Genomic DNA, 21,574 nt, shown 5'->3' with positions numbered 1-21,574 from the left:
TTCAGACGCAGGGCCGCCATCGTCCGCCGACCGTCCCACCGCTTGGGGCCATGGCCGTCAGCCGCCCCACGGCCTGGAGTGGGCCGAAGGAGCGGTCGGCCCGCAATGGCTGTCGGTCGTCGGCTGTCAGGATGTGGCCAGGGGTGGGCTGATCGGGCCCTCGTTGGCGGAGCGGTCGAGGCCGCTCAGGCAGTAGGTGGCGGGGCCGGCCGGGGCCGCGGGGTCGATGACCGCGGAGCCGGCCCGGCCGGTCGCCACCAGGGACGCGGCGTCGCCGGTGACGCGGTAGAGGGCCCAGCTCGTCGCGCCGTCCGCCGAGGCCTCGAACTTCATGGCCGGGCCGGAGCGGGTCGCCGCGATCAGCCGGGGAGCCGCGGGCGGGTCGGCGGGCAGGCGGGACATGCGCGGCAGCAGGGCCGGGGACGCGTAGTGGTTGTCCTTGTAGCGGGTCACCGCACCCAGACGGTCGGCCCGGATCTGTTTCGCGCTGAAGTGGACCTGGCCCTGGACACCGGCCTTCTCGTTCAGGGTCATCTGGCGGTCGAGCTGGCCCGGGTCGCTCCAGGCGCCGTCCTCGCCGATGCGGTAGTCGGCCATGCCGATGTAGAGCTGCACGTCGGTGCCCTTGATGAGCGCCGTCCACCACGGCAGCAGCTTGGTGTAGTCGGCTTTGTCGAAGCCCATGGTCCAGTACAACTGCGGCACGATGTAGTCGAGCCAGCCCTGCTGCACCCATTTGCGGGTGTCGGCGTAGATCGCGTCGTACGCCTCGAGGCCCTTGCTGTCGGAACCGGCCGGGTCGCTCGTCTTGTTGCGCCAGATGCCGAACGGGCTGATGCCGAACTTGACCCACGGCTTGAGCTGCTTGATCCGCTCCTGCATCTCGCGGACCAGCGTGTCCACGTTGTCGCGCCGCCACTGGCCCCGCGACTTGCCGGCGCCGTAGCGGGCGAAGCTGGCGTCGTCCGGGAAGTCCTGGCCGGCCTGCGGGTAGGGGTAGAAGAAGTCGTCGAAGTGCACGCCGTCGATGTCGTACTTCTGCACCGCCTCGAGCATCGAATCCTCGACGAACTTGCGCGCTTCCGGAATGCCCGGGTCGAAGTAGAGGCGGCCGTTCTTGCCCTTCGGATACGAGATGGCCCAGTTGCGGTGCTTGATCAGCGGGTGGTTGGGGGCCAGCTTCGCGAAGTCGGCCCCGGGGCCGGCCGGGCCGGGCTGCGTACCTCGGTAGGGGTTGAACCAGGCGTGGAACTCGAGGTTGCGAGCATGCGCCTCACGCACCATGTAGTCCATCGGGTCCCACCCGGGCGATTTGCCGTCGCGTTTGCCGGTCAACCACTCGGACCAGGGTGCGTACGCCGAGGGCCAGAAAGCGTCGCCGCTGGGCCGCACATGCACGAAGATCGCGTTGTGGCGCTGGGCCACGGCCAGGTCGAGCCAGCGCTGGTATTCGGCCTTGACCTGGGCCTGGCTCAGCCCTCGCTTGCTCGGGAAGTCGATGTTGGTCACCGTGGTGAGCCACATGCCCCGCAGCTGCCGGGCCGCCTTGACGGGCACGGTGCCGCATCGGCCCTCGACGCCCGGCACCGGCGCCACCGACGCCGACGACCAGGGCGCACCAGCCGCCGGGGCCGGCTTGTAGGTGGCCGCCCGCAGCAGGCCGGCGCCGAGGACCGCGGTCGCGAAGAACACCGAGACGACGACGAGAGTCAGCCGTACGGGTGGGCGGGGGACGCGGAGCATGGGGACCAGTGTGCCTTGCCCCGACGATCTCCACGAATCACCGTAGATGCCGCGTCGCCGGACGTCACCCGGATCGGTAGGCGCGACCGTAGAGTCGTGCGGGTGACGGTCGTGGTGGTGGGAGCCGGGATCAGCGGTCTGGCCTGCGCCCGGGAACTGGTCGACGCCGGGGTGCCCACGCGCGTCCTCGAACGCGGGAACGAACCGGGCGGGCGGCTGGCCAGTTCGTATCTGGGCGGCCGGTATGCCGATGTCGGCGCGGCCTATGTGACGGCCGATGACCGTTCGTTCCAGGGCCGATTGCAGAGTTGGCGGATCGAGGGGCTGACCCGGCCGTGGACCGACACGTTCCGGGGCCAGCACGGGCCGGGGCCGATGCGGTGGTCGGCGCCGGGCGGGCTGCGCAGCCTCGCGGTCAGCCTGGCCGCCGAGCTCGACATCACGTACGGCATCGAGGTCGCGGAACTGCCCGAGGCCGAGTACGTGGTGCTGGCCATGCCGGGGCCGGAGGCGCTCCGGATCACCGACTTTCCGGCGGCCCGCGAGCAGTCGTGGGATCCGGTGCTGACGGCCGTGCTGACCTACCCGCGCCGCACGTGGGACGACTTCGGCGGGCTGTTCGTCAACGACCACCCCGTCCTGTCCACGGTCTGCGACGACGGCGACCGCCGCGGCGACCGCGCCCCCGTGCTGGTGGCCCACTCGACCCCGAAGTTCGCCCGAGACGAAACGGATCGTCTCGCCCAGCACACGCGAACGAAACGGATCGTCTCGAGCAGCGCGGGCGAGACGAAACGGATCGTCTCGCGAGGGGTGACCGGGATGAGGGGGGCGCCGAGATGGCGGCGGCGGTCAACGCGCTGCTCGGCATTGAGGGGGTGCCGGAGATCGCGCTCCGCCGGTGGCCGTACGCGCAACCGAAACCGCTGCCAGGGGACTTCGCCCGCAGCGGCAACGTCTATCTGTGCGGCGATGTTTTCGGCCGGCCGCGGGTGCAGACCGCCTGGTTGAGCGGCCGCGCGGTGGCCCGCGACATTCTCAGGGCGCGGACAAGCGTGGGGCGCTAGTTCGCGCCCTTGTCACAGCACGGAACCATAGACGCGCGTCCCGGCCAGAACACGGCGCGCAGGACGCGGCCGGTCAGAGCCCGGCAAGCGGCCGATCAGAGCATCGAGCGGTCGACCGGGTGTCAGCCAGAACACATCGCCGCAGGACACGTCCCGTCAGAGCCCGGCAAGCGGCCGACCAGAGCATCGAGCGGTCGACCGGGTGTCAGCCGGAACACATCGCCGCAGGACACGTCTCGTCAGAGCCCGGCAAGCGGCCGATCAGAGCGACGAGCGGTCGACCGGAACACGGCGACGCAGGACGCGGCTGGTCAGAGGACTGAGCGGTAGACCGCCAGTGTTTCCTCGGCGATTCGGGACCAGCTGAATTTGTCGACGGCGCGGCGGCGGCCGGCCAGGCCCATTTCGCGGGCTCGGGCCGGGTCTTGGATCAGCTCCGTCATGCCGGCGGCCAGGTCGGCGATGAACTTGTCGGGGTCGACGGGGGTGCCCGTGCCGTCCTGCACCTGCTCGATCGGGACCAGCAGGCCGGTTTCGCCGTCGGCCACCACCTCAGGGATGCCGCCCGTCGCTGTGGCCACGACCGCCGTCTCGCAGGCCATGGCCTCCAGGTTCACGATGCCCATGGGTTCGTAGATCGAGGGGCAGACGAAGACCGTGGCGTGCGTCAGGACCTGGATGACCTCGTGTTTGGGCAGCATCTCCTGCACCCAGATCACGCCGTGCTCGTCGCGGGCGGCGCGCAGCTCGTCGGCCAGCGCCGTCACCTCGGCCGCGATCTCGGGGGTGTCGGGGGCGCCGGCCAGCAGCACGATCTGCGTCTCGGGCGGCAGCGACCGGCAGGCGCGCAGCAGGTAGGGCAGGCCCTTCTGGCGGGTGATGCGGCCGACGAAGACCACGCTGGGGCGGTTGAGGTCGATGCCCAGGCGCTCGATGACGTCCGTGTCACGGTTGGGCGCGTACAACGTGGTGTCGATGCCGTTGTAGACGACCTGGATCTTGTCGGGGTCGACCGAGGGGTACGCGGTCAGAACGTCCCGCTTCATGCCGCCCGAGACGGCGATGACCGCGTCGGCGTTCTCGATCGCGACCCGCTCGCAGAACGACGAGAGCGCGTAACCCCCGCCGAGCTGCTCCGCCTTCCACGGCCGCAGCGGCTCGAGACTGTGCGTGGTGACGACGTGCGGAACCCCGTACAGCAGCTTGGCGGTGTGCCCGGCGAAGTTGGCGTACCAGGTGTGGCTGTGCACGATGTCGGTGCCCTCGGCCCCGGCGGCGATCTCGAGGTCGACGCCCATCACGCGCAGCGCGGCGTTGGCCCCGGCCAGCTCGGCCGGCTCGGGATAGGCGGTCACGCCGGGCTCGTCGCGCGGGGCGCCGAAGCAGTGCACGCGGACGTCGGCCAGGTTCCGGAGGTCGCGCGTCAGGTATTCGAGGTGCACCCCGGCCCCGCCGTACACCTCCGGCGGGTATTCCCGGGTGATGAGGTCCACGCGCAGTCTCTCGGTCACGTCCGCAGCCTAATGCTTGTTCCGATCCCTCGCCTCAGGGGACCAAGATCAGTTACCCTGGCCGTCGCCGCGATGACCACGGCGAGTTCCCTTCTTCGGCTGGCGCTCCGGCTGGCGGAAAGTTAGCGTCCTTCCATGGCTGTCAAGGTGCTTGCGATCGTTCTGGCCGGTGGTGAAGGTAAGCGCCTGATGCCCCTGACGGCCGACCGGGCAAAGCCCGGCGTCCCGTTCGGCGGCATCTACCGCATGATCGACTTCGTGCTGTCGAATCTCGCCAACGGCGGCTATCTGAAGATGGTCGTCCTGACTCAGTACAAATCCCATTCGCTCGACCGGCACATCTCCAAGACGTGGCGCATGTCGACCCTGCTCGGCAACTACGTCACGCCGGTGCCGGCGCAGCAGCGGCTCGGCCCGCGGTGGTTCGCCGGCTCGGCCGACGCGATCTACCAGAGCCTCAACCTGATCAACGACGAGTCGCCCGACTACGTGATCGTGTTCGGCGCCGACCACATCTACCGCATGGACCCGAAGCAGATGGTCAACGACCACATCGCCTCGGGGGCCGCGGTCACGGTGGCCGGCATCCGGCAGCCCAAGTCGATGTCCGACCAGTTCGGCGTCATCGACGTGGCCGAGGACGGCAAGCGCATCAAGGCCTTCCGCGAGAAGCCGAAAGAGGTCGACGGCCTCCCGGACGCTCCCGACGAGATCTACGCGTCGATGGGCAACTACATCTTCACCACGCGGGCGCTGTGCGAGGCCGTCACCAAAGACGCGCAAGACCCCGACAGCAAGCACGACATGGGCGGCAACATCATCCCCATGCTGGTCGAGCGGGGCGAGGCCAACGTCTACGACTTCCGCGACAACCTGGTGCCGGGCAGCAGCGACCGCGACCGTGGCTACTGGCGCGACGTGGGGACGCTCGACTCGTTCTACGAGGCCCACATGGACCTCATCGCCACCGAGCCGATCTTCAACCTCTACAACCACGACTGGCCGATCTTCACGAACTACGGTTCGTGGCCGCCGGCCAAGTTCGTGCACGGCTTCGACGATCGGCAGGGCCGCTCGATCGAGTCGATGATCTCGCCCGGGGTCGTGGTGTCGGGCGCGCTGGTCGAGCGGTCGGTGATCTCGCCCAACGTGCGGGTCAACTCGTGGGCCCACGTCGAGGGTTCAGTGCTGATGGAGGGCGTGAAGGTCGGCCGGCGGTCGGTCATCCGCAACGCGATCATCGACAAGAACGTCATCGTGCCCGAGGGCGCCCAGATCGGCGTCGACCTCGACCGCGACCGGAAGCTCTACACGGTCTCGGACAACGGGGTGGTCGTGATCGGCAAGGGCCAAAAAGTAGAGCTCTAATCCGGTTCAGGGGTGGCGGCCGGGGTGGTTGGAAGGGGAGCTCTAATCCGGTTCAGGGGTGGCGGCCGGGGTGGTTGGAAGGGGGAACTCTAGCGGCGTTCGCGGAGGGTCTGGGACGGGGGTACGCCGTACCGGGCCCGATACGCGCCGGCGAACCGCCCGAGGTGGGTGAACCCCCAGCGGTAGGCCACCTCGGACACGTTCACCTGCCACGGGTCCGAACGCGACAGTTCCGCGTGCACCCCGTCGAGGCGTAATCGGCGCAGGTAGGTCAGCGGCGACATGCCCACGTGCTGGCGGAACGACTCTTGCAGCACCCGCACCCCGACCCCGGCGATGCCGGCCAGGTCGGTGGCCGTGAACGGGCGCCAGGGCTCGGCGTGCATGGCGTCGAGCGTGCGCTTGACCGTCCGCGGGCGGTTGGGCCCGCGCATGCCGTGCGGCTCCTCGCCGTACGGGTGCTCGACCGTCAGCGCCAGCCCACTGACCACCATGTCGCGCCAGCGGCCGGCCATCCGGGGCTGGGTGGCCAGGCCGCGGCCCCGCAGCAGCTCACCGAAGAACAACTGGACCAGCGCCATCCACGTACGCCCGGGGGCCTCCGTCAGATTGAAGCTGTCGCCCAGCAGCAGCGGGCTGACGATCTGCTGATCCAGGGCGGCGTCCAGCTCGCGCTCGAGGGCGGCCCGCTCGACCTTGACGCTGAGCAGGCGGCAACTCCCCGGCCAGTCGAGGTCGATGTCGCCGACCGGACGGTAGACCGCGGCCCGGGTCTGGTCGGCCAGCACCGTGGTGCCCCGGTGGCGCGACCGGAGCACACCCGTCAGTGGTGCTAAAACGTGGTAGGACGTCTCGAGGTCGGCTATGGCGACCCGGATGTCGCTGCCGTAGCTGATCTCGCCGACGGTGATCGACCCGAGCGCCACCACGTCGCCGTGGAAGGCGAACCCGGACCGGTCACCGACCGGGTCCACCCGCAACGGACCGTAGAACATGCGGCGGCAGAAGGCCCGCGCCTCGTCCACATCGGTCGTGTCCAGAGAGAAGTGGACGGGCGCGTCCGCACCGGGTGTGCCCGGAAGAGTCGTCAGGGGGACGCCGACCATGGCGTCCACCCTAGACCCGACGGGCGCCTATCCGACGAGGGAAGCCACCGGCCAGGTGAACTCGGCGACCGCGCCGCTGCGGACGTCGATCTCGCCCAGCGGCGTCACCGGGTCGTCCCAGACGGTGTAGCGGCCCTCGGGCAGGCTGTCGAGCACGACGCTGAAGCAGACGCCGCCCCACACGTAGCGGGCGCGAACGGCCGCGTGCGTACGCCGGGCCGGATCCTCGACCGGGCTGACCTCGATCTCCCGGCCGTGCATGCCACCAGGCGTATTGATGATCAGCGCACCGATCCCGTCGCCGATGTTGAGCATCACTGTGCCCTGCCCGGACGGGGTCATGCTGTGCCAGCTGTGATCGGCAGAAGGACCTGATTCCGGTTTAGGGGTGGTGGCCGGGGTGGTTGGATAGGGGCTCATTTGGGGTTACCGAATCCGTCGAAGGGGGTGCCGAGGTAGGGGAACTTCTTGAGCAGGCCGGCGCTCGCGTCCTTGATGCTGAGGCCCTGCTCGACCAGCGCGGCCGCGGCGTCCGGCTCGAAGTCCTTCTCGACCAGCGGCAGTGTCACGCCCGCGATGGCCCGGATCGAGATCGACACCACGTCGTCGGCGATGCGGCGCCCGTTGGGGAAGCCGGCCAGGTCGCCGCCGACCAGGCCGAACTTGCTGGGCTCCTTGGACGGCGGGATCGCCGTGTTGAGGCGCAGCATGTCGGCCTGCACCTCGCCGGTGTTGTTCTGGAAGTTCTCGATGATCCCGTCCGGGATGCCGGTGAGCAGGATCGCCACCAGGTCGGCCCGGGGCTTGTCCTGCTTGTCGCGCTCGGCCAGGTTGTCGAACAGGCCCGGGTAGAGCACCGGCAGCAGCGTCTGCAGCTCAGGCTTCTCGACGAACTGGGCGAACCGCTTGTCCTCGGCCGGCGAGAGGCTGTTCCACTTGTCCTTCTCGGCCATCGGCACGATGACCTCGTTGAACAGCGGGTTGCCGAGCCGCGAGACCTGCACCTGGGGGCCGACCACGACGTCGTCGTTCTTCTTGTCGCCGTTGCGCACCTGCACCTGGCGGCGGCTGGCCGAGGTCCAGACGCCGATGACAGCCTCGGGGTCGCGGCCGCGGACCTTCTTCTTGCCGTCCCGGCGTACGGCGCTCAGGGGCACCTGGATGGCGATGCTGTGCACGTTCAGCTTGTCGGTGGCGTTGACCGCCTTGCCCGCGTAGTTGAACAGGGTCTGGCCGACCAGGTGCTTGTCCTGGAAGGGGCGCAGCGTGCCCAGGTCGAAGATGGCGCCCAGGTCGACGAAGAACGCGTCGGCGCGCTGACCGGCGAAGACCTTCTCGCCCGTCTTCAGCTTGGCCACGGCGTCGGCGGCCAGGCCGTCGTAGTCCGGGATCGACAGCTTGCCGACGTTGCAGGGCGGGCAGGGCAACTTCTTGGCCAGTACGGTGCTTTTCCCGTACGCGTCGACCTTGGTCACCGAGTAGAACTGGCGACGGTTCCAGTTCTCGCTGTCGAGCGCGTCGATCGGCCCGGTGTTGTAGAGGAACGTCTTCTCGTTGCGCAGCTCGGTGCGGAACCGGAACTGGTACGTCAGGTCGGGCCGGGCGTCGCCGTTCGAGTCGATGTGGATCTCGTAGAGGACGTCGTCGCCGAACTCGAAGAAGTTCGGGCCGCTCGACGGGAGCTGGAGCGGCACGTAGTTCGCGATGATCGTCACGGTGTCCGGGTCGTCGGGGCTGACGAACGCGTACAGGTCGGAGCTGTCGGCCACCGGATCCTTGCTGATCTCGGGCGCTTCGCGGTGCGATGACATGGATTCTCCCTCAGCCCTTCGCCGACTTGAGCAGCTTGGCCGCGAGCTTCTTGTCGGTGAGCGTGCTCCTGGAGCCGCCGACGAAGACGTCGAACGTGCCCTTCTCGGCGTCGCGCAACGACAGGACCAGCGGACCGGCGCCCTTGGGGGTCTCGCCGTTCTCGCCGGCCAGGCTCAGACCGGCCACGCCGGCCACCGAGACCCCGACACCCGCAGTGGCGGCAATCGCCAGTACGCGGCGGCGGTTCACTCCTTGGTGACCGTAACGAACTCGCCTCATTGCTCGGCCTTTCGTGTTTCCTCAGGGGGAGAAACGGACTTGCTTGTGATGTCGACGCCCATCAGTACGAGGCGCGAACCGTTGCGGTTCAACGGTTTTCGCGGCGTCTGCGAAGAATTGCTCCCGTGCCTGCCCAGGCCACTGCGCCGGAACCCAGGACCACGGCGCCGGCGACGATCCAGTGGCCCAGAGTGACCCGGCTGTTGTCACTCACCGGCGTGATGGCGCGCGGCGCGGGGGCGGCGGCCGACGTCTTGGGAGCGGTCGCCCGCACGACCGCGGGCGCGGGCGCCGTACTCGTGGCCTTGATGATCGGCTCGGCAGTTTTCGGGGTTTCTGCGGCTTTTGTCGCGGGAGCGGGCACAGACTTGGGCCCGGCCGGGAACGCCAGATCCGAGCACGAGTAGTACGTGTCGGGCGTGCTCGACGTCTCCCACACGATGTAGAGGATGTGGCGGCCGGTCCGCTCGGGCAGCTTCGCCCTCAACTCGTACGCCCCGTCCTCCAACGACGGGTCGGTCACCGCCACCAGCGGCTTGCTGCCGAGGTCGGCCCAGGTGAGGCGCCGGCTGGGGTCGTACGAAGGCTTGGTCAGGAAGACCCGGAACTGGCCCGCGTGCGCAATGGTGGCCCGGTAGCGGATCGTCAGGTTCTTCCCCGGCGTGACCTCGGTGGCCGGGAAGTCGTCGCGCGGCAGGTCGAGGCCCTGGAAGGGGGCGAGCCCGCCGCTGCACAGCTGCCCGTCCGGCACGACCTGGCGGTCCTTGCCGTCGACGTTCGCGATGCGCAGGTTGTCGAACTTGCCGAAGCTGCGGCCGTTCGCCTTCCGGGCCGCCTGGCAGGCCTTACTTCCTGTTTCCGAACCACCGGCAGCACACGCCGAGGTGCGGCTGATCGGCGTGGTCGGCGACCCGTGGGCTTGGGCCGCCGAGGGCGCGAGCGCGGCGGCGGCGGTCACAGCCAGTGCCGCCGCGGCCAGACGATGAATCCTCACGCCCGTGCAATACGGATAACTCGCGTGAGTCGTTCAGCACGTCCACCACCAGCTGTGACGAAGCGTGTGATTGCATGGCGGGGCTCGACTGTCAACGAATGGAGTTCCCATGGACAAGCCCGACGTCGGTCCGATCGAGGGCGCACCCCCGGCCGACCTCGTGATCGAGGACATCACTGTCGGCGAGGGGCCCGAGGCGACGCCCGGTCAGAACGTCAGCGTCCACTACGTGGGCGTGGCGCACTCGACCGGCCGCGAGTTCGACGCCTCCTACAACCGTGGCGAGGCGTTCGCGTTCCCGCTCGGCGGCGGCCGGGTCATCGGCGGCTGGGACCAGGGTGTGGTGGGCATGAAGGTCGGTGGCCGCCGCAAGCTGACCATCCCGCCGCACCTGGGCTACGGCGCGCAGGGCGCCCCCGGAGTGATCAAGCCGAACGAGACGCTGATCTTCGTGGTGGATCTCCTCGGCGTGCAGTGACCTGCACCGCGGCGCTGCTCACGGGCAGCGCCGCGGTATACCCTCGCCCCGGGGGGCGATCGGATGACAGACCGGCAGCCACGGCTGCGCGGCCGGCAGGGCGAGAGCGCGACGTTGGATCGGCTCGTCGGCACCGTGCGCGGCGGACACAGCGCGGTGCTCTTGCTGCGGGGCGAGGCCGGCATCGGCAAGACCGCCCTGCTCGGTCATCTGCGGCACACCGCCGCCGGGCTCCGGATCGTGCGCGCGGCCGGCGCCGAATCCGAGATGGAACTCGCCTTCGGCGGCCTGCACCAGCTGTGCGCCCCGTTCCTCGACCGGCTCGACCGCCTGCCCGGCCCGCAGCGGGAAGCCCTCGCCACGGCGTTCGGGCTGAGCGCGGGCCCAGCGCCCAACCGGTTCCTGGTCGGGCTGGCCGTGCTCAGCCTGCTGGCCGAGGCGGCCGACGAGCAGCCGCTGCTCTGCCTGGTCGACGACGCCCAGTGGCTCGACCGGGTGTCGGCGCAGACGCTCACCTTTGTGGCCCGGCGGCTGCTGGCCGAACCGATCGGGCTCGTTCTCGCCGTACGGGAACCCGGGGTCGACCCTGATCTGCGGACCCTCCCCCAGCTCGAGGTGGGCCGGCTCAGCGACCTCGACGCGCGCGGGCTGCTCGACTCCGTGACCCCCGGGCGGCTCGACGAGCACGTCCGCGACCGGATCGTGGCCGAGACCCAGGGCAACCCGCTCGCGCTGCTCGAACTGCCCCGCGGGCTGACCGCGGCCGAACTGGCCGGCGGCTTCGGGCGGCCGGACGCGCGGCCGCTGGCCAACCAGATCGAGCTCAGCTTTCTGCGCCGGGTCGAAGCGCTTCCGGCCGAGACCCGCCGGGTGCTGCTGATCGCCGCGGCCGAACCGGTCGGCGACGTGTCGCTGCTGACCCGAACGGCCGGACGGCTCGGTCTCGACCCCGCCGCCGTCGCCCCGGCCGAGGCGGCCGACCTGATCACCGTGGGCACCCGGGTGCGGTTCCGGCATCCGCTGGTGCGCTCGGCGGCCTACCGGGCCGCCACCCCCGCGGACCGGCAGGCCGTGCACGCCGGCCTGGCCGACGCGACCGACCCCGCGGCCGACCCCGACCGCCGCGCCTGGCACCGCGCTCAGGCCACCACCAGCCCCGACGAAGCGGTGGCGGCCGAACTCGAACAGTCCGCGGGCCGAGCCCAGGCCCGGGGCGGGGTGGCCGCGGCCGCGGCCTTCCTCGAACGCTCGGCCGAGCTCAGCCCCGACGCCGAGCGCCGCGGGGCCCGGGCGCTGGCCGCGGCCCGGGCCAAACACCAGGCCGGGGCGTACGACGCGGCGCTGGCGCTGCTCGACGCGGCCGAGCTCAGCCCCCTCGACGAGCGCGGGCGGGCCGAATCGGGCCTGCTCCGCGGTCAGATCACGTTCGCCTCGCGCAGCGCCGGGGCCGGGCTGCCACTGTTGCTGCGGGCGGCCAAGCAGCTCGAACCGGTCGACGCCGGGCTGGCCCACGAGACGTACCGGGACGCGCTCTACGCGGCGATGACCGCGGGCCGGCTGCCGACCGGGGCCCAGGTGCTCGACGTGGCCCGGGCCGCCCGCGGTGCCCCGCCCCCGGCGGTGCCGCTGCTCGAAGGCTCGGCCGCCATGGTCACCGACGGCTACGCGGCCGGGGCCCCGATCGTCCGCGCCGCCCTGACCCGCTTCCGGGCCGAGCCGATGGGTCTGGGCTGGCTGCCGCTGGCCTGCCGGATGAGCCACAACGTGTGGGACTTCGAGGCCTGGTCGGAACTGTCGGCCCGGCTCGTCGACCAGGCCCGGGCCACCGGCGACCTGTCGATCCTGCCCTCGGCGCTGCTGCTGCGGCTGTCCAACCGGGTCTTCGCGGGCGAGCTGGGCCTGGCCGAGTCGCTGGCCGTCGAGGCGGTGACGATCGGCGAGGCGACCGGCAGCCGGTTCTTCGCCCAGTACGCGTCGATGGTTCTCGAGCCGCACCGGGGGCGCGAGGCGCCGACCCGGGCCGTCCTCGAGCCGATCATGCGGGACCCGGTGCTGCGGGGCGAGGGCAAGGTGATGAGCGCGACGCAGTGGGCCCTGGCCGTGCTCAACAACGGGCTCGGCCGCTACGAGGAGGCGTACGCCGCGGCCGAACGGGGCTGCGCCCACCCCGAGGAGTTCGGCCTGGCCATCTCGTCCACTGTCGAACTGGTCGAGGCGGCCGCCCGCAGCGGCCGTCCGGCCGAGGCGTCGGAGGGGGCCCGCCTGATCACCGAGATGGCCGAGGCGGCCGGCACCGACTGGGCCCTCGGCACGGCGGCCGGGGCGCAGGCCCAGGTCAGTTCCGGGGCCACCGCCGACCGCCTCTATCGGGAAGCGCTGGGGCGGCTCGAACAGACCGAGGTGCGCACGGCGTTGGCGCGAACCAGGCTTCTGTACGGCGAGTGGCTGCGCCGCGAAGGCCGGCGCACGGACGCCCGGCGGCAGCTCGGTCTCGCGTACGAAAGCCTGAGCCACATGGGCGCCGAGGCGTTCGCCGACCGGGCGCGCCGCGAACTGCAGGCCACGGGCGAGACGGTCCGCCGCCGGGCGGTGGCGACGCACGCCGCCCTGACCGCGCAGGAGGCGCAGATCGCCCGGCTGGCCGGCGAGGGCCTGACCAACCCGGAGATCGGCGCCCAGCTGTTCATCAGCCCGCACACCGTCGAATGGCACCTGCGCAAGGTCTTCACGAAGCTCGGCATCACGTCCCGGCGCGAGATCCGCGGCCTGGCCGCTACGGCCTGAGCACCGCTTCGAGCTCGGCCAGATTTCCCGTACGCGCGGCCGCGAGCACAATACGCACGAGCCGGCGGTGCTCGGCCTCGTCGACGACCCGCCGCCGCCCCGACCCGAGCCCCTCGTGCGCCCGCCGCACGAGCTGGCGGGCGCTGTCCCCGCTGACCCCGAGGATCTCGGCGATCCGCTGGTAGGGGTAGTCGAACGCCTTGCGCAACAGGTAGGCCGCACGCTCGGGCGCGGTCATCTTCTGCAGCATCAGCCGCACCGCACCGTCCAAGGCGTCGTGCCGCTCCACGGTGACCGCGGGGTCGGCCTGCCGGTCCACGGGCTCGGGCAGCCAAGGGCCGGCTACCGTCTCGCGTCGTTTCCGCGCCGACTGGGCCACGTTGATGGCCAGGCGCGTGGTTGTGGTGGCCAGGAAGGCGGGCGCATTGATCACCCCCGACCGGTCCTCCCGGCGCCAGCGCAGCCACGCCTCCTGCACCACGTCCTGCGCCTCGCCGGGATCGCCCAGCACCCGCAGGGCCAACGCCATCAACCGCGGCCTCGCCGCCACGAACTCCTCTGCCTCAACCGCGCTCCTCGCACGCGGCCCTACCGCCATGACACTCACGGTCCCGGCTCCGATCCCCCAACGGCATCCCCGCCGATGCCTCTGAGATCACCGTCGCCCGCGACAACCCGCCCCCGCGCCCCGGAAACCACGTGGCCACCCCCGTGGTCCGTAGCTCCGGGCGTTGCACCCAGGACAGTTCCCGAATGGCGGCCGCCCGGCAGCCGCACCCGGGCCCGCGAACGCTGGATGGAAGCCGCACCGGTCTCGAGTTCCCGGACCTGCCGAGAATCGGACACCCGATCAAGGGCCCGTGCACGTCACAACGACACCACAATATCGGCAGCGCCGTCCCTGAACCGTTCACGAATAAGGCAACCTGCCGTGAAGCGCCTACCGGGTAAAGTAGATTAAAGACAGGCGAAAACTCCGACCAGGGCGGCATTCCCGAGCCGTGCACCGATGACCTGACGCGCTGCAAAAGCGTACTGATTCGCGCGGATGAGTGCACGTCGTTATGTCATCGAAGATGGCGAAACGGTTGCTGGAATTGTTGCCTGCGTCCCGGCCGGTGGCGGAATTCCGGTATAGGGCAGACCGTTGGTCCAGCCGGTTCCCAAGGGCAGTCTTCTGCTGGTCGACAGTAGGCGGCCTGTTGTTGACGCAGTCTGATGTCGGTTTGGTGTACCGGTGGGACGGTCGTCGGTGGTGCTGTGACGCCGTCGATGGTGTCGGTCGGCGGGGTGTCTGGCTGGGATGCCGTTGCTGGGCGAGTCGGCCAGGCACCGCAACGTCAGCGCGGCCCGCACCTGCGGCGGCAGCGTGGCGCCGGCCGCGGGCCGATCAACAGGTGGCGCTGGGTTATGCGGTTGCGGCCTGACCGGCTGTGGTCGACCGGCTCGCTCCCGCGGGTGAGCAGGTGATGCGTGACCGGTCGCGGCCGGCGGATCGGCTGATGCCGCCCGGACGACACGTATCCGTGCGCTAACCGGCGGCGACCGGTCGAGGGCAGGCCCCGTCGGTCTCGCCACTGTCACCGGCATTACCGCGCCAACCAGGCCCGATGCGCCCACAGCCCCCAGCACCGCCACCGGCGTTCCCGCGCCAACCAGGCCCGCTGTGCCCGCGATTCCCGGCGCAGCCACCGGAATTGCCGCGGTGGCCAGGCCCGCTGTGTCGGGTGTCCCGGTCTGTGGTGGCGGTGTCGTAGCGGTGTCCTGGCCCGATTCGTCGGCTTTCGTGTCTGCCGGGTGTGGCGTCTTGGTCTGAGGGTGCCCGCCGTGCGGAGCAGGCTCTGCCACAGCAGCGCGATCTGCGGGCAGTGCGTGATTGACGGGCGGGGGCCGGTCGGCTGGGTCCGTGGCGGTGGGCGGGTGTTGCGGACCGGCCGGTGCACCGCCACGGGGCACCGGGCGGGTGGCACTGGTTTGGTCGTCCCAGATCAGCGGTGGTATCGGATCTACCGGATCATGCAGTCCCAGCGCTCCGCATTCCCGCGAACAACCTTGCAATCGGCACAGCTTTGTTGCGTGCCGTCTTTTCAGCCCCCAGTTCCGGCGGCGTGCATGATCGCGGCGGAATTCTTCTTTGTCCGGCGAATAACGGCGTGACCGGGTTCGATCCCGCCAGGCCGTGATCTGCGACCGGGAGAACAGACTCAATTGCGCCATGCACTATTATCCCGAACCCGGGCCGCGACACGCCAAACAAAGTCCATGCCAATTCCGGAAAGTGCGGGAAGGCGGAGCCAGAAGTCCGGTAACAGGAAACACAGCACCAAACCGAACACTCGCGTAAGACGGACCTTGACCGCGGATCTTGGGCACGGGGTTCATGCGGCTGACGCCGGCGTAGCCGGCGTTGTTCGGATGTTGATCTCGTAGTTGATCGGGGATTGCTGCTCGAGCCGGGAGTGTCGGCGGACGGTGTCGTAGCGGTGCAGCCACCGGAACGAGGTCAGCCAGGCCTCGCGTTCGTCGGTGAACGCGCGGCGGCCGTGCAGGGTCTCGCGCTCAAGCTCCCGTCGTGGCCCTCTGCCGTGACAGCCCAGCCGACCGCCGGCGTGCCTGAGCGGGTGTTCCGGCGGCTCGTGCTCGTTGCGACGGCGTACGAGCTGCATCAGCTGCCACAGCTCAGTGGCTCCGAGCCCGTGAGTTCACGCGGGCCTGTGGCGCAGACGAATTGCACTTCGCCGGTGAACGGCTCAGCGACCCTGTCATCGATCTATGGGTGGGATCAGCTGATCCCGGTGGTGCAGCGTGCTCTCTGGGCACGAGGCGGTGTCCGCCTGGCTGTGGAAGGCGAGTGGGTGGGGTCCGCGTCCGCTTCTGCCGGCGCTGGGCGGTGAGGCGTTTCGCTCTGATCTGGCATGGGGGGAGGCCTGGTCGAGCAGACTTCGATTGTGTTGAGGCGATAGTGGAGTGGCAACGTCCGCGCAGGCGGCGGACGTGACCTGGACGACGTGTCATGTCAATGCCCCCGTCGGTCGAAGAGACCGGACAACCGACATGATCGGAGCGTGGTGGCTCAGGGGGTGGCCAGATGCGGGTCGTCCCAGTTCGGCGGCAGGGTGAGCGGGGGCCACGTCGGGTCGGGGCGGTAGTCGGTCCAGCGGCCGTCGAAGGGGAACTCGGCGGCTGCGGCCCTGGACACGAGAGCCGTGGCGGTGGCGCGGATGGCGGTGGCTTCGGTGGTGGTCCAGCGGCCGGGGCGGTCGGTGAGGTGGGCGAACTCGTCCTCGTCCTTCCAGTGGGGGATGCGGTCGGGGGTGATCCAGACGTCGAGGGCGCGGTCGGTGCTGTCGATGAAGTGGTCGTGGCGGACGGGCTGGGACTCCAGGTTGACGTACCAGCCCTCGAAGTCGCCCTGGTCGGTGAAGAACCACGAGATGGAGAACTCGCCGGCGGTGGGGGCGAACTGCACGATGCCGGGGCCGCGCCACGTGGTTTCGCGGCGGATGCGGGGCAGGGCGAAGCGGTCGGCCACCGGGACCGAGCGCAGCGGGCGGCCGTCGGCCAGGAGCGACTCGATCTGCGGGGAACCGGCGGCTGTCCACAGTGTGACACCGTCGGCGGTGTCGGCTATGACGCGGCCGGTGCGGGCGAAGCGGGTGCGGCCGTCGCGGCCGTAGCGGTACAGCACGGTCACAAAGGCGCGTACATGATGTGGAGGCCGACGCGGCCCTCGGTGGGGTGGGCGAAAGCGCCAGGGACGGTGCCGATGATGGTGAAGCCCTCGCGTACGTAGAGGCCGACGGCGTTGCGGTTGGACTCGGCCACCGCGTTGAACTGCATGCCGGCGTACTTGTGAATGCGGGCCCACTCGAGGGTGTAGCGCAGCAGGGCCGTGCCGACGCCCTGGCCGCGGCTGGTCGCGGCGACCATGAAGCTGGCCGTGGCCACGTGCGCGCCGGGGCCGGGCTTGTTCGTGCCGACCTTGGCCGTGCCGAGCACCTCGGTGCCGTTGACGGCGACCACGGTTTCGCCGGGCGGGGATTCGAGCCAGGTCGCCCGGGCCTCCGGTTCGGTCATCGCGGGGTCGTAGGTGAACGTGTCGGCCGGGCGGACCACCGACCGGACGATCCCCCACACCTGCGGCCAGTCGGACTCGGTGAACTGCCGGATCTGCACGATACTCAGTGTTCTCCCCTGGCGCTGACCCGTTCGCGGGTGGGGTCCGGGTTCTCAGCGACCTGTCAGCGGCGACGGCCGAGGATCCGGTCATGACAACCGCCACGCTCGTGGTCGCCGTGTCGCGGCCCTGGTTCTGGCCCGTGTCGTGGGTGCCGGCCTATCTGGGCACGGTGCTGGCCGGCGGGCGGTGGGTGCCGGCCGATCTGCCCCGGGCGCTGATCGCCCTGCTGGTGCTGGGCCCGCTGGTGTGGGGCGCGGTGCTGGCCCAGAACGACCGGCACGACCTGACCAGCGACCGCGCCAACCCCCGCAAGGCGACGGCGCCCCTGGTCACCGGCGCGGTCGACGAGGCCACGCTGCGCGCCTGGTACCGCCGGATCGTGGTGGTCACGCTGATCGCCGCCATCTTCGTGGGCCCGCTGTTCGTGCTCGGCGTGGCCGGGGTGCTGCTGCTGGGCTGGGCCTACAGCGCTCCCCCGCTGCGCCTGAAGACCCGGCCGGGCTGGGACGTCACCGTTAACGCGCTGGTCGTGGGCGTCGTCTCGCCGGCCGCGGGCTGGTCCATCACCCGCGACCCGTGGGACTTCCCGTGGCAGTTCGGCCTGATCGGACTTCTGTTCGCGGCCGCCCTCTACGTGCCGACCACGGTCACCGACCGGCCGGCCGACGAGGACGCGGGTGACACGACCTTCGCCGTACGCTTCGGAGCCCGCACCGCGTACGTCACCGGGCTCGCCCTGTGGGCCGCCGCCCTGGCCGTCAGCGTGGCCTGCGCCGCCGCCGACGTGGTCGTCCCCCGCTCCACACTGACCGGGCAGCTCGTGACGATCCCGGTGCTCCTCACCGCGTACGCGATATTGACCCGCCGCCCCTCGATCCCCCGCCTGGCCGTGCTCTCCCTGTTCTTCGCCATCCCGACCGCCGGGTTCGCGCTGGCCGTCGTCGGTTGAGAACAGATGGGTGGCCGGTCCCGGCAATGGACCGGCCACCGTTCATCGGGGGCGGAGTTGACGCTTTTACTTCACCGAGCCCAGCGACAGGCCCTGCACCAGCTTGTCCTGGGCGGCGAAGCCGGCCACCAGGACGGGCAGGCTGACCACGAAGGCGGCCGCGCAGAGCTGGGCCAGGAACAGGCCCTGGCTGGTGACGAAGCTGGTCAGGAAGACCGGCGCGGTCTCGGCGACCGTGGCCGTGAGGACGCGGGCGAACAGGAGCTCGTTCCAGCTGAAGATGAAGCAGATCAGGGCGGTGGCGGCGATGCCGGGGGTCACCACGGGCGCGATGACCGAGCGCAGCGTCTTGACCAGGTTGGCTCCGTCCATCTGGGCGGCCTCGAGCATCTCGACCGGCACCTCGGACAGGAACGAGCGCATCATCCAGACCGCGATCGGCAGGTTCATCGAGGTGTAGAAGAGGATGAGCAGCCAGATGTTGTCGAGCAGGCCGGCGTTCTGGGCGAACAGATACAGCGGCAGCAGGCCCGCCACCACCGGCAGCATCTTGGTCGACAGGAAGAAGAAGAGGACGTCGCTCCACTTCTTGACGGGCTTGATGCTCAACGCGTACGCCGCGGGGATCGCCAGCAGCAGCACCAGCGCCGTGGAGAGCACGCTGGCGGTCAGCGAGTTGAGCAGGGGCGGCCACGGGGAGGCGCCGCCGCTGAAGAACTCGCGGTAGCCCTCCAGGGTCAGCGGGGCGAAGACGGCGGGCGGGTTCTGGGCGGCCTCGGCCTCGCTGTGGAACGAAGTCAGGACCATCCACAGGACCGGCAGCACGAACAGGATGCCGATCACCCAGGCCAGCAGCGAGAGCCAGGCTCCGCCGCGGCCTTCCTTCTTTCCCGGAGGTGCGGTGCGCACAGCAGTGGCAGTCATCGGCGGGTCTCCTCCTTGAAGAGCGACGAGACCGTACGCAGGGCGAAGGTCGCGATGATGATGGTGCCGATGACGACCACGACGGCGGCCGCGGAGGCCCGTCCGTAGTCGTGGGCCTGGTAGAAGATCTGGTAGATCGTGTACGGCAGGTTGGCCGTGCCCAGGCCACCGGACGTGATCGTGAAGACCGCGTCGAAGTTCTGCACGATGTAGATCGAGCCCAGCAAAGCACCCAGTTCGAGGTACTGCCGCAGGTGGGGCAGTGTCATGCTGCGGAAGATCTGCCAGTTGTTGGCGCCGTCGATGCGGGCCGCCTCGATCACGTCGAGCGGGCGTCCCTGCAGGCCGGCCAGCAGGATCAGCATCATGAACGGGGTCCACTGCCAGACCAGGGCGAAGATGACCGCCCACAGCGGCGCGTTGCTGATCCAGTCCGGCTGGGGCGGGTTGTCCGAGCCGAACAGGCCCCAGATCCAGGTCAGCGCGCCGTTGAACAGGCCGTACTCGGGGTTGAAGAGGGCGTGCTTCCAGATCAGCGCCGCGGCCACGGGCACGACCAGGAACGGCGCGATCATCATCGTGCGCACCCAGCCCCGGCCCCGGAACTTGCGGTCGAGCAGAAGAGCAATGCCCAGTCCCAGTACGAGGCTGATGAGCACGACCCCGGCCGTGAGCAGGATCGTCGTCCAAACGGCGTCGCGCATGTTGACGTCGGTGAACACGCGCACGAAGTTGTCGAACCCGGCGAAGCCGCGCTCCTCGGGGTAGTACGCGTTCCAGTCCATGAACGAGATGACCAGGGTGGCCACGAAGGGCAGCTGGGTCACGACGATCATGAAGATGAGCGCGGGCAGCAGCGGTGCGCGGCGGACCCAGGCCGACGCCCGGCGAGCGGCGCCCGGCGCGGGTTTCGGCGCGTCGGTCGTAGTCCCGGCTTGTTCGGCGACCGATGTCATGCTGAGCCTCCTGTGACATGCCTTCCCGGCCCTACGAACGCTTCACTGACTCCGGTGCAGTCAGTCATGTCTAGCCCCCCTCGCGGGACTGGTAGCGCTCGGCGACGTCCTCGGCCAGGCGCTGGCCGCGTTCCAGGGCTTCGTCGACGCTCATCTGACCGGCGATCGACGAGCTCACGTACTGCGACACCTGCGTGCCGAGGTCGGTGAACTCGGGGATGTCGATGAACTGAATGCCGATCGCGGGCCGGGCCTGCACGCCGGGGTTACGCGGGTCGGCCGACTCGATGGCGGCCTTGGTCGGCTCGGCGAACGACGACGCCACACCGAGGTAGTCCTGGTTCTCGTAGGTCGAGGCGCGCTTGCCGGCCGGGACGCTGGACCAGCCGACCTGCTGGCCGACCAGTTCCTCGTACTGCTTGCTGGAGGCCCACGAGATGAACTTCCAGGCGTTGTCCTTCTTGTCGCTGGCCTGCTGGATGCTCCACGACCACGCGTACAGCCAGCCCGAGCTGTCGGTCTTCACGACCGGGGCCGGGGCGTATCCGATCTTGCCCTTGACCGGCGAGTCGTCGGCCTCGAGCGAACCGGCGGCGCTGGTGGCGTCGTACCACATCGCCACGTTGCCCTGGATCAGGTTGTTCAGGCATTCGGTGAAGCCGGCCTGCGGGGCGCCGTTCTCGCCGTGCGAGCGGACCAGGTCCACGTAGAACTTGGTGGCCTCGGTGAACTCGGGCGCGTCCACCTTGGGCGTCCAGTCCTCCTCGAACCACGTGCCGCCGAAGGTGTTCACGACCGTGGTGAGCGGCGCGAAGATCTGTCCCCAGCCGGGCTGGCCGCGCAGGCAGATGCCGCGCATGCCGGGCTGCTTGTTGTCGACCTGGGCCGCGATGTCGGCCACCTGCTGCCAGGTCGGCTTCTCGGGCATCTGGACGTTGTTCGACTCCAGGACGTCCTTGCGGTACATCAGGAACGAGGACTCACCGTAGAACGGCTCGCCGTAGAGCTTGCCGTCGTCCGCGGTCAGCGACTGGGTCATCGGGGCGAGGATGTCGTCCTGGTCGAACTGCTGGTCGGCGGCGACGTAGTCGTCCAGCGGGGCGATCCACTTCGACTTGGCGTAGATGGGGATCTCGAAGTTGCTCAGCGAGGCGACGTCGTACTGGCCGGCCTGGCTCGAGAACTCCTGACTGATCTTGTCGCGGACGTCGTTCTCGGGCAGCACGGTGAAGTTGACATTGATACCGGTCTGCTTGGTGAAGTTGTCCGCGGTGAGCCGCTGCAGGTCGATCATCTGCGGGTTGTTGACCATCAGGACGTTGATGCTGTTAGGACCACCACCACCCGGCCCGCCGCCCCACCCGGCGCACCCGGTGAGGGTGAGCACGAAGGTGGCGGCGGCAGCGAGCACGGCGCGTGTGTG

19 protein-coding genes are annotated in these 21,574 nt (G+C 69.9%); 5 read left to right on the top strand and 14 right to left on the bottom strand.

The window, feature by feature from the left end:
* Positions 1-126 precede the first annotated feature (126 nt).
* Entirely contained in the window at positions 127-1,743 is a 1,617-nt protein-coding gene (locus M1L60_RS04930; protein ID WP_253236071.1) for a glycoside hydrolase family 10-like protein, read from the bottom strand.
* Between the two features lie 102 nt (positions 1,744-1,845).
* Here M1L60_RS04930 and M1L60_RS04925 point away from each other — a divergent pair, with 102 nt between their 5' ends.
* The gene (locus M1L60_RS04925) at positions 1,846-2,754 is read left to right on the top strand and encodes an NAD(P)/FAD-dependent oxidoreductase (protein ID WP_438862071.1); all 909 of its coding nucleotides are present in this window, start codon (positions 1,846-1,848) and stop codon (positions 2,752-2,754) included.
* A gap of 367 nt (positions 2,755-3,121) precedes the next feature.
* Here M1L60_RS04925 and glgA read toward each other — a convergent pair whose 3' ends face one another.
* Entirely contained in the window at positions 3,122-4,321 is a 1,200-nt protein-coding gene (gene glgA / locus M1L60_RS04920) for a glycogen synthase (RefSeq protein ID WP_253236070.1), read from the bottom strand.
* A gap of 135 nt (positions 4,322-4,456) precedes the next feature.
* Between glgA and glgC the strand changes: the two genes are divergently transcribed.
* Entirely contained in the window at positions 4,457-5,689 is a 1,233-nt protein-coding gene (gene glgC, locus M1L60_RS04915; protein WP_253236069.1) for a glucose-1-phosphate adenylyltransferase, read from the top strand.
* A gap of 89 nt (positions 5,690-5,778) precedes the next feature.
* On the opposite strand, the gene M1L60_RS04910 is transcribed toward glgC, so the two are convergent.
* The 5 genes from M1L60_RS04910 to M1L60_RS04890 form a co-directional block, all read right to left on the bottom strand.
* Positions 5,779-6,795 carry an AraC family transcriptional regulator gene (locus M1L60_RS04910; RefSeq protein ID WP_253236068.1) on the bottom strand — a complete coding sequence of 339 codons (1,017 nt, stop codon included), beginning with the start codon at positions 6,793-6,795 and terminating at the stop codon, positions 5,779-5,781.
* A 27-nt stretch (positions 6,796-6,822) separates the two neighbouring features.
* Positions 6,823-7,137 carry a phospholipase gene (locus M1L60_RS04905; protein WP_253236067.1) on the bottom strand — a complete coding sequence of 105 codons (315 nt, stop codon included), beginning with the start codon at positions 7,135-7,137 and terminating at the stop codon, positions 6,823-6,825.
* A 74-nt stretch (positions 7,138-7,211) separates the two neighbouring features.
* Positions 7,212-8,606, bottom strand: coding sequence for a DUF4331 domain-containing protein (locus M1L60_RS04900; RefSeq protein WP_253236066.1), 1,395 nt, complete (start codon positions 8,604-8,606; stop codon positions 7,212-7,214).
* Positions 8,607-8,616: 10 nt separating this feature from the next.
* Complete coding sequence (locus tag M1L60_RS04895) at positions 8,617-8,856, bottom strand: hypothetical protein (RefSeq protein WP_253236065.1); 240 nt, start codon at positions 8,854-8,856, stop codon at positions 8,617-8,619.
* A 118-nt stretch (positions 8,857-8,974) separates the two neighbouring features.
* On the bottom strand, positions 8,975-9,880 hold the full coding sequence (locus M1L60_RS04890) for a lytic polysaccharide monooxygenase auxiliary activity family 9 protein (RefSeq protein WP_253236064.1): 906 nt from the start codon (positions 9,878-9,880) through the stop codon (positions 8,975-8,977).
* 109 nt (positions 9,881-9,989) lie between these two features.
* Here M1L60_RS04890 and M1L60_RS04885 point away from each other — a divergent pair, with 109 nt between their 5' ends.
* Both M1L60_RS04885 and M1L60_RS04880 read left to right on the top strand, forming a co-directional pair.
* Positions 9,990-10,358 carry an FKBP-type peptidyl-prolyl cis-trans isomerase gene (locus M1L60_RS04885; RefSeq protein WP_253236063.1) on the top strand — a complete coding sequence of 123 codons (369 nt, stop codon included), beginning with the start codon at positions 9,990-9,992 and terminating at the stop codon, positions 10,356-10,358.
* Positions 10,359-10,421: 63 nt separating this feature from the next.
* Positions 10,422-13,142: an ATP-binding protein gene (locus M1L60_RS04880; RefSeq protein ID WP_253236062.1), complete on the top strand. Its 2,721-nt coding sequence runs from the start codon at positions 10,422-10,424 to the stop codon at positions 13,140-13,142.
* On the opposite strand, the gene M1L60_RS04875 is transcribed toward M1L60_RS04880, so the two are convergent.
* The 4 genes from M1L60_RS04875 to M1L60_RS04855 form a co-directional block, all read right to left on the bottom strand.
* Positions 13,132-13,671 carry a sigma factor-like helix-turn-helix DNA-binding protein gene (locus M1L60_RS04875; RefSeq protein ID WP_253236061.1) on the bottom strand — a complete coding sequence of 180 codons (540 nt, stop codon included), beginning with the start codon at positions 13,669-13,671 and terminating at the stop codon, positions 13,132-13,134. The genes M1L60_RS04880 and M1L60_RS04875 overlap by 11 nt on opposite strands.
* A 1,849-nt stretch (positions 13,672-15,520) precedes the next feature.
* Positions 15,521-15,808, bottom strand: coding sequence for a hypothetical protein (locus M1L60_RS04870; protein WP_253236060.1), 288 nt, complete (start codon positions 15,806-15,808; stop codon positions 15,521-15,523).
* A 407-nt stretch (positions 15,809-16,215) separates the two neighbouring features.
* Positions 16,216-16,836: a ribonuclease FAU-1 family protein gene (locus M1L60_RS47535; RefSeq protein ID WP_308208426.1), complete on the bottom strand. Its 621-nt coding sequence runs from the start codon at positions 16,834-16,836 to the stop codon at positions 16,216-16,218.
* The gene (locus M1L60_RS04855; protein WP_253236059.1) at positions 16,833-17,318 is read right to left on the bottom strand and encodes a GNAT family N-acetyltransferase; all 486 of its coding nucleotides are present in this window, start codon (positions 17,316-17,318) and stop codon (positions 16,833-16,835) included. The genes M1L60_RS47535 and M1L60_RS04855 overlap by 4 nt, the downstream gene beginning before the upstream one ends.
* A gap of 92 nt (positions 17,319-17,410) precedes the next feature.
* Between M1L60_RS04855 and M1L60_RS04850 the strand changes: the two genes are divergently transcribed.
* Positions 17,411-18,271, top strand: coding sequence for a UbiA prenyltransferase family protein (locus M1L60_RS04850; RefSeq protein ID WP_253236058.1), 861 nt, complete (start codon positions 17,411-17,413; stop codon positions 18,269-18,271).
* 66 nt (positions 18,272-18,337) lie between these two features.
* Here the strand turns inward: M1L60_RS04850 and M1L60_RS04845 are convergent, their stop codons facing one another.
* From M1L60_RS04845 to M1L60_RS04835, 3 genes are all read right to left on the bottom strand, one after another.
* Complete coding sequence (locus M1L60_RS04845; protein WP_253236057.1) at positions 18,338-19,195, bottom strand: carbohydrate ABC transporter permease; 858 nt, start codon at positions 19,193-19,195, stop codon at positions 18,338-18,340.
* A complete protein-coding gene (locus M1L60_RS04840) occupies positions 19,192-20,151 on the bottom strand; it encodes a carbohydrate ABC transporter permease (protein WP_253236056.1) in 960 nt (319 codons plus the stop codon). Before M1L60_RS04840 ends, M1L60_RS04845 begins: the two co-directional genes overlap by 4 nt.
* A gap of 70 nt (positions 20,152-20,221) precedes the next feature.
* Positions 20,222-21,562, bottom strand: coding sequence for an ABC transporter substrate-binding protein (locus tag M1L60_RS04835; protein WP_253236055.1), 1,341 nt, complete (start codon positions 21,560-21,562; stop codon positions 20,222-20,224).
* Between the last annotated feature and the right edge of the window lie 12 nt (positions 21,563-21,574).

It is taken from the genome of Paractinoplanes aksuensis (assembly GCF_024137025.1).
GTDB classification, from domain to species: Bacteria; Actinomycetota; Actinomycetes; order Mycobacteriales; family Micromonosporaceae; genus Actinoplanes; species Actinoplanes aksuensis.
This window is presented reverse-complemented; position numbering and strand designations above follow the sequence as displayed.

Excerpts from the sequence above, each read along its gene's own strand:
- M1L60_RS04880 (WP_253236062.1), top strand. The coding sequence starts at position 10,422 with ATGACAGACCGGCAGCCACGGCTGCGCGGCCGGCAGGGCGAGAGCGCG.
- M1L60_RS04845 (WP_253236057.1), bottom strand. The coding sequence starts at position 19,195 with ATGACTGCCACTGCTGTGCGCACCGCACCTCCGGGAAAGAAGGAAGGC.
- M1L60_RS04885 (WP_253236063.1), top strand. The coding sequence starts at position 9,990 with ATGGACAAGCCCGACGTCGGTCCGATCGAGGGCGCACCCCCGGCCGAC.
- M1L60_RS04910 (WP_253236068.1), bottom strand. The coding sequence starts at position 6,795 with ATGGTCGGCGTCCCCCTGACGACTCTTCCGGGCACACCCGGTGCGGAC.
- glgC (WP_253236069.1), top strand. The coding sequence starts at position 4,457 with ATGGCTGTCAAGGTGCTTGCGATCGTTCTGGCCGGTGGTGAAGGTAAG.
- M1L60_RS04875 (WP_253236061.1), bottom strand. The coding sequence starts at position 13,671 with ATGGCGTTGGCCCTGCGGGTGCTGGGCGATCCCGGCGAGGCGCAGGAC.
- M1L60_RS04905 (WP_253236067.1), bottom strand. The coding sequence starts at position 7,137 with ATGACCCCGTCCGGGCAGGGCACAGTGATGCTCAACATCGGCGACGGG.
- M1L60_RS04840 (WP_253236056.1), bottom strand. The coding sequence starts at position 20,151 with ATGACATCGGTCGCCGAACAAGCCGGGACTACGACCGACGCGCCGAAA.
- M1L60_RS04900 (WP_253236066.1), bottom strand. The coding sequence starts at position 8,606 with ATGTCATCGCACCGCGAAGCGCCCGAGATCAGCAAGGATCCGGTGGCC.
- M1L60_RS04870 (WP_253236060.1), bottom strand. The coding sequence starts at position 15,808 with ATGCAGCTCGTACGCCGTCGCAACGAGCACGAGCCGCCGGAACACCCG.
- M1L60_RS04930 (WP_253236071.1), bottom strand. The coding sequence starts at position 1,743 with ATGCTCCGCGTCCCCCGCCCACCCGTACGGCTGACTCTCGTCGTCGTC.
- M1L60_RS04850 (WP_253236058.1), top strand. The coding sequence starts at position 17,411 with ATGACAACCGCCACGCTCGTGGTCGCCGTGTCGCGGCCCTGGTTCTGG.